The sequence below is a fragment of the Streptomyces montanus genome (assembly GCF_005786655.1).
GTDB lineage: Bacteria > Actinomycetota > Actinomycetes > Streptomycetales > Streptomycetaceae > Streptomyces > Streptomyces sporangiiformans.
Window position 1 is genome coordinate 111,585 of record NZ_VBZC01000030.1, and the last position, 9,194, is coordinate 120,778.

6 protein-coding genes are annotated in these 9,194 nt (G+C 70.9%); 4 read left to right on the plus strand and 2 right to left on the minus strand.

Translation table 11 applies throughout. The features are described 5' to 3' along the window. Nucleotides 1-151: 151 nt before the first annotated feature. Entirely contained in the window at nt 152-628 is a 477-nt protein-coding gene (locus FE633_RS26085; protein ID WP_138047628.1) for a hypothetical protein, read from the plus strand. Here FE633_RS26085 and FE633_RS26090 read toward each other — a convergent pair. Further along, nucleotides 612-4,358 (minus strand): ABC transporter ATP-binding protein, encoded by a 3,747-nt coding sequence (locus FE633_RS26090; protein WP_138047629.1) that lies wholly within the window; start codon nt 4,356-4,358, stop codon nt 612-614. The two genes, FE633_RS26085 and FE633_RS26090, sit on opposite strands and share 17 nt — an antisense overlap. 78 nt (nt 4,359-4,436) lie before the next feature. Continuing rightward, a complete protein-coding gene (locus FE633_RS26095) occupies nt 4,437-5,486 on the minus strand; it encodes an esterase-like activity of phytase family protein (protein WP_138047630.1) in 1,050 nt (349 codons plus the stop codon). Nucleotides 5,487-5,675: 189 nt separating this feature from the next. Here FE633_RS26095 and FE633_RS26100 point away from each other — a divergent pair, with 189 nt between their 5' ends. The 3 genes from FE633_RS26100 to FE633_RS26110 form a co-directional block, all read left to right on the plus strand. Continuing rightward, complete coding sequence (locus FE633_RS26100) at nt 5,676-6,899, plus strand: MFS transporter (protein ID WP_138047631.1); 1,224 nt, start codon at nt 5,676-5,678, stop codon at nt 6,897-6,899. A 93-nt stretch (nt 6,900-6,992) separates the two neighbouring features. Continuing rightward, complete coding sequence (locus FE633_RS26105; RefSeq protein ID WP_138047632.1) at nt 6,993-7,601, plus strand: hypothetical protein; 609 nt, start codon at nt 6,993-6,995, stop codon at nt 7,599-7,601. A gap of 96 nt (nt 7,602-7,697) precedes the next feature. Next, the coding region (locus tag FE633_RS26110) for an ArnT family glycosyltransferase (RefSeq protein ID WP_246113833.1) at nt 7,698-9,194 on the plus strand (1,497 nt) is incomplete at its 3' end.

A 9,194-nucleotide genomic window follows, 5' to 3' on the forward strand; every position in this document is an offset into this window, starting at 1 on the left:
GTACTGACCTACGGACGCATGACGTACGCCGGATGGTTGCCCCGTCGAACACAATGAGCCGTTTGCCGCGTTGGGGGGCTTTGGGGCGTTTGAGGTCGACCCGCCCGTTCACCCGTGGCCTCAACAGGTCATAAGTGAAAGGCGGTCCGCCATGAATCGCTCACGAACGATCGGCTCGGTGCTCGTCGCCACCACACTGCTGCTGGCGACGGTCGTTCTGGTCCCGGCGCGTGCCGACGCCCCCGGCGGTCCGCCTCCGGCGCCGTCCCACAGCGGCAACCCCGCTTCCGTCTACGAGCGGGTCGCGCACTTCTACGGCGCGTACATCGACGTGGCACACGACCCCGGCAGCAACGCGGCCGCGGCCGAGCTCCGCGAGTTCTACCTGACCCGCGATCTCCGCACCCGCCTCCTCGACTTCGAGAAGCGCCACGACACGGACGGCATCCTGCGCGCTCAGCACGTACCGAGCGCCTGGAAGGTCACCCGCGGCGACAGCGGCATGGGCCACACGTACACGACGGTCCGGCTGACGTGGGGCACCGGCACGGAGAAGACGTACACCTATCTGACCGTGCGCTCGGACCTGGAGAGCCGGAAGATCTCCGACATCACGTCGGAGCAGTGACCTCCGCCACGGGCTCCCCCACGAACACCCGCCACAACTCCGCGTACCGTCCGCCCAGTTCGAGCAGTTCGTCGTGGGTGCCGTCCTCCGTGACGCGGCCGTGGTCCATGACCACGACCCGGTCCGCGCGAGCCGCGGTCGTCAGGCGGTGGGCGACGACCAGGGTCGTGCGGCGGCCCGCGATACGGTCCGTCGCCTGGTTGACCTGGGCCTCGGTCGCCAGGTCCAGCGCTGCCGTGGCCTCGTCGAGGAGGAGGATGTCCGGGTCGACCAGTTCGGCGCGGGCGAGGGCGATCAGCTGACGCTGGCCGGCGGAGAGGTTCCGGCCGCGTTCGGCGACCTCGTGGAGGTAGCCGCCCTCGAGCGTGGCGATCATGTCGTGCGCGCCGACCGCGCGGGCTGCGGCCTCCACCTCGGCGTCGGTCGCGGCCGGGCGGCCGTAGGCGATGGCGTCCCGGACCGTGCCCTGGAAGAGGTACGCCTCCTGGGGGACGACACCGAGGCGGTGCCGGTACGAGGCGAGGTCGAGGGAGCGGAGGTCCGCACCGTCGACGGTCACCCGCCCGCCCGTCGGATCGTAGAACCGGGCGACCAGCTTGACCAGCGTCGACTTGCCCGCGCCGGTCTCGCCGACGAAGGCGACGGTCTGCCCGGCGGGGATGCTCAGAACGACCCCGCTCAGCGCCTCTTCATCGTCCTTGTACGCGAAGTCCACCTCCTCGAAGGCGATCTCCCCGCGCAGGGACAGCACCTCGCGCGGTGCGTCGGCGGCCTTCGTGGACGTCGGCTCCCGGAGCAGTTCCTGGACCCGGCCCAGCGAGACGGTCGCCTGCTGATAGCCGTCGAAGACCTGGGAGAGCTGCTGCACGGGCGCGAAGAACAGGTCGATGTAGAGGAGGTACGCGACCAGCGCGCCGGTGGTGAGGGTCCCCGCCTCGATCCGCCCCGCGCCCACGATGAGCACCGCGGCCGCCGCCGCCCCGGACAGCAGCTGCACGAACGGGAAGTACACCGAGATCAGCCACTGCCCGCGGATCCGCGCCTGGCGGTAGCTGTCGCTGCCCTCCGCGAACCGCCGCCCGCCGGCCCGCTCGCGCCGGAACGCCTGCAGGATCCTCAGCCCGGACACCGACTCCTGAAGATCGGCGTTCACCACGGACACCCGCTCACGGGCGAGTTCGTACGCCTTCACGCTGGACCGGCGGAAGAAGAACGTGCCGACGATCAGCGGCGGCAGCGTCAGGAACACCACCAGCGCCAGCTGTACGTCGATCACCAGCAGCGCGACCAGGATGCCGAAGAAGGTGACGACCGAGACGAAGGCGGTCACGAGCCCCGTCTGCAGGAACGTCGACAGGGCGTCGACGTCCGTCGTCATCCGGGTCATGATCCGGCCGGTCAACTCCCGCTCGTAGTAGTCGAGTCCGAGCCGCTGGAGCTGCGCGAAGATCTTCAGCCGGAGTGCGTACAGGACCCGCTCGCCCGTACGCCCGGTCATACGGATCTCACCGGTCTGCGCCGCCCACTGGACGAGCACCGTGACCAGGCCCAGCAGGGCCGCCGTCCACACGGCACCCTGCGCCAGCTGTGTGACGCCGTCGTCGATTCCGTTCCGGATCAGCACAGGCAGCAGCAGCCCCATGCCCGCGTCGACGGCCACGAGTCCGAGGCTGACGAGCAGCGGGAGCCCGAAGCCGCGCAGCAGCCTGCGCAGTCCGTACGACTCCTCGGGCGTGACCGCCCGCGCCTCGTCGACGCCGGGCGTGTCGGCGGCCGGGGGCAACGCCTCGACCTGAGCGAGGAGTTCGGGAGTCGCGGGCATCCCGTCCATGGCCGCGTCCCGGGGCTCACGGTCGCCGGTCCACAACCGGGGCGTGATCCCCCGCTCGGCGTCGAACGCGGCGTCCAGTTCGTCGCGTACGGAGGTGTCCTCGCGCGGGCAGGCGGGCTGGACGTGACCGGGCGAGACGCCGCCCAGCTCGTCCGGGTCGGTGAGCAGCCGCCGGTACAGCGGTGAGCGTTCCTGCAGTTCCTCGTGCGTACCGATGTCGGCGAGCCGTCCGCCGTCGAGCACGGCGATGCGGTCGGCGAGGTTGAGGGTGGAACGACGGTGGGCGATGAGGAGTGTGGTGCGCCCTGCCATGACGTGCTTGAGGGCCTCGTGGATCTCGTGCTCCACGCGGGCGTCCACGGCCGAGGTGGCGTCGTCGAGGACCAGCAGGCGCGGGTCGGTGAGGATCGCGCGGGCGAGCGCGACGCGCTGGCGCTGCCCGCCGGAGAGGGTCAGTCCGTGCTCACCGACCTTGGTGTCGTAACCCTCGGGCAGCTCGGCGATGAACCGGTCGGCCTGGGCGGCGCGTGCGGCGGTCTCGATCTCCTGCTGGGTGGCCTCGGGGCGGCCGTACGCGATGTTGGCCCGCACCGTGTCCGAGAAGAGGAAGGAGTCCTCGGGGACGAGCCCGATCGCGGCGCGCAGCGACTCGAGGGTCAGCTCCCGCACGTCGTGGCCGCCGACGAGGACCGCGCCGCGCGTCACGTCGTAGAAGCGGGGCAGCAGGAGGGACACCGTCGACTTGCCGGAGCCGGAGGAGCCGACGACGGCGAGGGTCTCGCCGGAGCGGATCTCGAAGGACAGTCCGTCGAGGACGGGCTGCTGCTCCGAGGTGTCGTCGTAGCCGAAGGTCACGTCGTCGAACTCGACGGTCGCGGGCGCGTCGGCCGGCAGCGGCTTGGTGCCGTCCTTGATCGACGGTTCCGTGTCGATCAGCTCCAGCACCCGCTCGGCGCCGGCGCGGGCCTGCTGCCCGACGGTGAGCACCATGGCGAGCATGCGGACCGGTCCGACGAGCTGGGCGAGGTAGGTGGAGAACGCGACGAACGTACCCAGCGTGATGTGTCCGTGCACGGCGAGCCAGCCGCCCAGCGCGAGCATCGCGACCTGCCCGAGCGCGGGGACGGCCTGCAGTGCCGGGGTGTACTTGGCGTTGAGACGGATGGTCCGCAGCCGCCCGGCGAAGAGCCGGCGCCCGACCTCTCGCAGTTTTCCGGTCTCCTGCTCCTCCTGCCCGAACCCCTTCACCACGCGTACGCCGCTGACGGCGCCGTCGACGACACCCGCGACGGCGGCGGCCTGCGCCTGCGCGTACCAGGTCGCCGGGTGCAGCCGGGTGCGGCTCCGCTTGGCCACCCACCACAGCGCGGGGGCCACGGCCAGTGCGACGAGGGTGAGCGGCAGGGACAGCGAGGCCATGATCCCCAGGGAGATCAGGAAGAGCAGGACGTTCCCGATGGTCATCGGGAGCATGAACAGCAGGCTCTGGATCAGCTGGAGGTCACTGGTCGCCCGCCCCACGACCTGCCCGGTCGACAGCTCGTCCTGCCGCCGCCCGTCGAGCCGGGTGATCGTCTCGTACATCTCCGTCCGCAGGTCGTGCTGGACGTCGAGGGCGAGACGGCCGCCGTAGTAGCGCCGGATGTAGGTGAGGACGTAGACGAGGACGGCGGCACCGATGAGGGCGCCGGCCCACGGGGCCATCTCCCGGCTCCGGTCCCCGATGACATCGTCGATGATCACCTTGGTGACCAGCGGCACCAGCGCCATGACGGCCATTCCGCCCAGCGAGGCGCCCAGCGCGAGCACGACGTCCTTCGGATACCGCCACGCGTACCCCGCGAGTCGCCGTGCCCAGCCGGGGGTCCCCCGCCCCGCCCCGTCCTCTAGCGCTGCCACCCCGGTGCCTTCCGCTCGTCCTGGTCTGCCGGATCGACCTGATCTACCGGAAGGCACCAACACGGACGGAAGCGGATTTCATCCCTCCGCAACAAATGGCAGGCGCACGCGCAGGGAGTAGAAGCGGGTGGTTTGGACCTGGTTCTGGTTGTCGTCGCTGACCAGCAGCACCTTCAGCCGGCCGCCGGGCTCGTGCCCCGTGATCGTCATTCCCTCGATGTTGTCGAGCAGCGGGTTGGGCTGGGGCTGCTTGGCGGTCGCGCCGAGGGACGGGCAGTCGGCGATGTCGGCGAGGAGCGTCTTGCGAACGAGGCGGACCCCGTCCTGCCCGGTGAGGTTCTCTGTGCCGCCGGTGTCCGTGGCGTGGCGCGGGTCGGCGACGTACAGCCGGATCGTGTTGCCGACGCCCGACGTGAAGCCGCGTTCCAGGACGAGGAGGCGGCCGTCGGGGGTGGCGGTGGTCTCGGAGACGGAGAGGCCGGTGTCCGTGCGATAGCCGTACTGGGCGGCGAGCCCGAACGCCTGCGAACCGCTGTGTCGGTGCCAGGTCTGGAACCGGACGATGCCCGTGCCGTCACCGCTCAGCGGCCCCTCCATGCCGGCGAGGAGGGTACGGCCGCCGGGCATGAGGGTGAGCCCCTCGAACGTGGCATTACCGGTGGCTCGTCCCGCCGGGGCCACCCGGAGCGCGTCCGGCACGGGGAGGCTGCCCAGCAGGGTGCCGTCCCGGCCGTACCGGCGTACGGAGGGCTCGGTCTCCGACGACACGAGCCGCGTACCGTCCCGGTCGACCGCCAGCCCCTCGGCGTCGAGGCCGGCCCCCTTCTCGTCGGCGAGCGCGACGACGGACCGCGGCCGGAGCGACGTCGGGTCCAGCGTGAAGAGGGAGGACCGGTCGGACAGCGCCGCGATCGCACCGTCGCGGTCCACGGCGAGCGCGGAGAGGTTGCCGACGAAGGTGTCGTTGTACGTCGTCTTGTCGAGGGCGTCGGAGAAGCCGGTGATGGAGGTGGAGGGGGAGCAGGGGTGGGTGCCGGTGCGCTGGGCGGTGGCGGGCCCTGCGGCGGCCAGGCAGGTGGCCGCGGTCAGGCCGGCGGTGACGGTCGCGAGTACGAGTCTCAGACGCATGGCGTCACGGTAGGGCGAAGTGGGTTGAAGGAGAACGTACGGGCCGTGAACCGCGGACGCTCGACCGGCGAAGAACCGACATCACCCTGTGTGCCGAGGTTGACGTCGATTTCGTGCCGGACCCGGCCGCGGGCGACTGCTGGACTCGGTGGAGCCGCTACCCGGGCCACAGCCGACAGGACAGGAGCCATGTCCGCAGACACCGCCCCCATCCCCGCCCCCGCCTCCGCCTCCGCCTCCGCCTCAACTGCTGCCCGATCTCCGGTGATCGGCTGGCTCGCCGTCGTCTCCGTGATGATGGGCATCTTCTCCATCGTCACCACCGAGATCCTGCCGATCGGCCTGCTGTCGCCGATCGGCGGCACCTTCGGTGTCTCGGACGGGACGGCCGGGCTCATGATGACGCTCCCCGGCTGCCTCGCCGCCGTCGCCGCCCCGGCCGTCACCGTCGCGACCGGACGGATCGACCGGCGCGTCATGCTCTGCGCGCTGATGCTGATCCTCGCGCTGGCGGACTTCCTCGCCGCGGCCGCGCCCGCCTACTGGGTCCTGATGATCTCCCGAGTCCTCGTCGGGCTCGTGATCGGCGCCTTCTGGTCGATCGGCGCGGGACTCGCCTCCCGGCTGGTGCCCGAGAAACACGTCGGCAGGGCAACTGCCGTGATCTTCGCGGCCGTTCCGCTCGGTTCGGTACTCGGCGTGCCGGCCGGGACCTTCATCGGGAACCTCGCCGGGTGGAGGGTGGCATTCCTAGCGATGGGAATCCTCACGCTGGGCGTGTTCGCCGCGCTTGTCGCCCTGGTGCCTCCGTTGCCACCGGACAACGTCACCCGGCTCGCCGTGCTGCGCGTCCTGCTCGGCGACCGCGGGATCCGGGTCGGGCTGGCCGTGACCTTCCTGATCGTGACAGCCCACTTCAGCACGTACACGTATGTCGCGCCTTTTCTGAACGACGTGACGCACGCCGGCCCTCAGCTCATCACCGCGTTCCTGCTGGCGTACGGCGTCGCGGGCATCGTCGGCAACTTCGTCGCGGGCAAGTGGGCGGGACGTGCGCTGCGCGGCACGTTCCTCACGGCGGCGGGCATGCTCGCTGCCGCGACCCTGCTGCTCCCTGTCGTCGGCACGGGGAAGGCCGGCGCGATCGTGCTGCTGGTCGTCTGGGGGCTCGCGTACGGAGCGGTGCCCGTCTGTTCGCAGACGTGGTTCGTCACCTCGGCGCCGCATGCTCCGGAGGCGGCGTCCGTGCTCTTCACGTCGTCGTTCCAGGCGACGATCTCGCTCGGCGCGCTGGCGGGCGGCATCGTGGTGGACGCCGCGTCCACGTCCGTGGTCATGGTGCTGGGCGGGATCGCGGCGGTTTTGACGATGGCGACGCTGGCCGCCGGACCAGTACCCCCACAGAAAGCGTGAGCGCTTCTCCCCGCGGCGTTCGAACACCGCTCGTTTGAGTGATCAACAGGCATTCTCCCCCTGTGTGATCACGCTTTTCGCAGGATGGGTGTCATGAGCCCGCGATTCGCGTTCGAGCGCAACCCGTACGGCACAGGACAGGTGATCGCCACCGTACGCACGCTGATGCGCACGGACGGCCTGGACGTGTCCCTCGCCGCCATCGCCCGCAACTGCGGCACGTCACGCAACTTCCTCTACGCCAACTGGAAGTCCGCCTCCGCGCTGCACCTGCTCGCGCTCAAAGCCGAACTCGCGCACGCCTTCGACGCCGCGCACCGCATCTGTCCGAGCGACGGCACCGCCGCAGGGATCACCGACCACCTGACACATGTGGTGCGCATCGTCCGCCGCCACCCCACCACGGCCGCCGTCGCCCGGTCCTCCCCCACCGCACTCGCGGCCGCGCACACAGCGATCGAGGGCCCTCTGGTTCAGGTCGTGACGGAACAGCTCAGCGATCTGCTCCACCCGCTCGTCCCGCGCGGCGGGATCTGGGCCGACCCGGCACTTAAATCCAGGACGTGGAAGATCCTCTGGGTCGCCCGCCCCGCGGCTCTCTGTCCCGAAGCAGTCGGCGACCAGCAGAAGGAGGACACCCTGGACAGTGCCTTCACCGAGCTGCTGCGTGATCTGCTCTCCCCGTGGCCTCCTGCTCCATGACAGCGGTACACCGCTGAGCCGCCGTTCTTCGGGATGCACAGCTCGCCCCCAGGCAGAGCACAGTGCGCGCCCATGCCCTGACGCCACGGTGCACGGGTGACATCTGCCTCTACCGACCCCCATCCCCACGCCCCTCGCTGGTCGCTCCCCGCGCTGATCGCGATCATGGTCCTGGCCGGCGTGCTGTACTCCTGGAACCTGTCCTCCTCCGGCCTGAACAGCTTCTACAGCGCCGCGGTGCTGAGCGGTACGCAGAGCTGGAAGGCGTGGTTCTTCGGCTCGCTGGACGCGGGCAGCTTCCTCACCGTCGACAAGCCTCCCGTCGTCCTGATGGTGATGGGCCTGTCCTGCCGCGTCTTCGGCTACGGCACCTGGCAGATGATGCTGCCGCTGGTCGCCTCCGCGCTCGGCACGATCTGGATCCTGCACTCCTCCGTGAAGCGGGTCTTCGGCCACGGCGCGGCCGCCGTGGCCGCGCTCGTCCTGGCCCTCACTCCGATCACCGTCGCCATCAACCGCGACAACAACCCCGACACGCTGCTCGTCTTCCTGATGGTCGCGGGTGCCGCCCTGGCCCTGCGCGCCGTCCACAACGGCACTCTGCTCCCGCTGCTCGGTTCCGCCGTCTGCTTCGGCTTCGCCTTCAACACCAAGATGCTGCAGGGCTACATCGCCCTGCCCGCCGTCTTCGCCATGTATCTGTACGCGGCCCGGGGCGGCCTCTGGCCTCGCGTACGCAACCTTGTGCTCGCCGGCGGCGCCCTGGCGGTCTCCAGCTTCTGGTGGGCGGCGGCCGTTTCGCTGGTCCCCGCCTCCGAGCGCCCGTACATCGGCGGCTCGACGGACGGCACCGCCTGGGATCTGATCATGGGTTACAACGGTCTGGGCCGCGTCCTCGGCGGCGAGGGCAACGGCGGTGGCGGGGGCGGCGGAGGCGGCGGAGGCGGCGGCTTCTCGGGGGCCGCGGGTATCGGCCGGATGTTCAACGAGGTGCTCGGCGGCCAGATCTCCTGGCTTCTCCCCTTCGCCGGTATCGCGTTCGTCGGAGGTCTGGTGCTGTGCGGACGCGCCCCGCGTACGGATCCGACGCGTGCCGTGCTGCTGCTCTGGGGCGGCTGGACCGCGCTCCACTACCTGACGTTCAGCCTCGCCGAGGGCACGATGCACCCGTACTACACGACCGCGCTCGCCCCCGGTATCGCGGCGCTGTGCGGTGGCGGCGGCGCGATGCTCCTGCGCGCCTTCCGCACGGGTGACGTCAGGCGCTGGTCCTGGGTGCTTCCGGCCGCGCTCGCCGCGACCGGGGTCTGGTCGGTCGTCCTGCTGCGGCGTGCCTCCGGCTGGAACACCTGGCTGTGGCCGACGGTCGCGGTAGTGATGGCGCTCGCGATCGTGGGGCTGTTCGTCTTCCGCTTCGCCGCCCGTGCGGGCCGGGAGCTGCGGCTGCTCGCCGTCGCGGTGGCCGCGGCTGTCGCCGCCTCCCTCGCCGGTCCCGCCGCGTACGCGGCCTCGGTGCCCGGGAGTTCGGGCGGCGGCATGAGCGGCACGAACCCGACGGCCGGGCCCACGACGGGCGGCGGCATGGGCGGCGGC

Bases quoted from the DNA above. Each gene is read 5' to 3' on its own strand.
- FE633_RS26085 (WP_138047628.1), top strand. From the start codon at position 152: ATGAATCGCTCACGAACGATCGGCTCGGTGCTCGTCGCCACCACACTG.
- FE633_RS26095 (WP_138047630.1), bottom strand. From the start codon at position 5,486: ATGCGTCTGAGACTCGTACTCGCGACCGTCACCGCCGGCCTGACCGCG.
- FE633_RS26100 (WP_138047631.1), top strand. From the start codon at position 5,676: ATGTCCGCAGACACCGCCCCCATCCCCGCCCCCGCCTCCGCCTCCGCC.
- FE633_RS26105 (WP_138047632.1), top strand. From the start codon at position 6,993: ATGAGCCCGCGATTCGCGTTCGAGCGCAACCCGTACGGCACAGGACAG.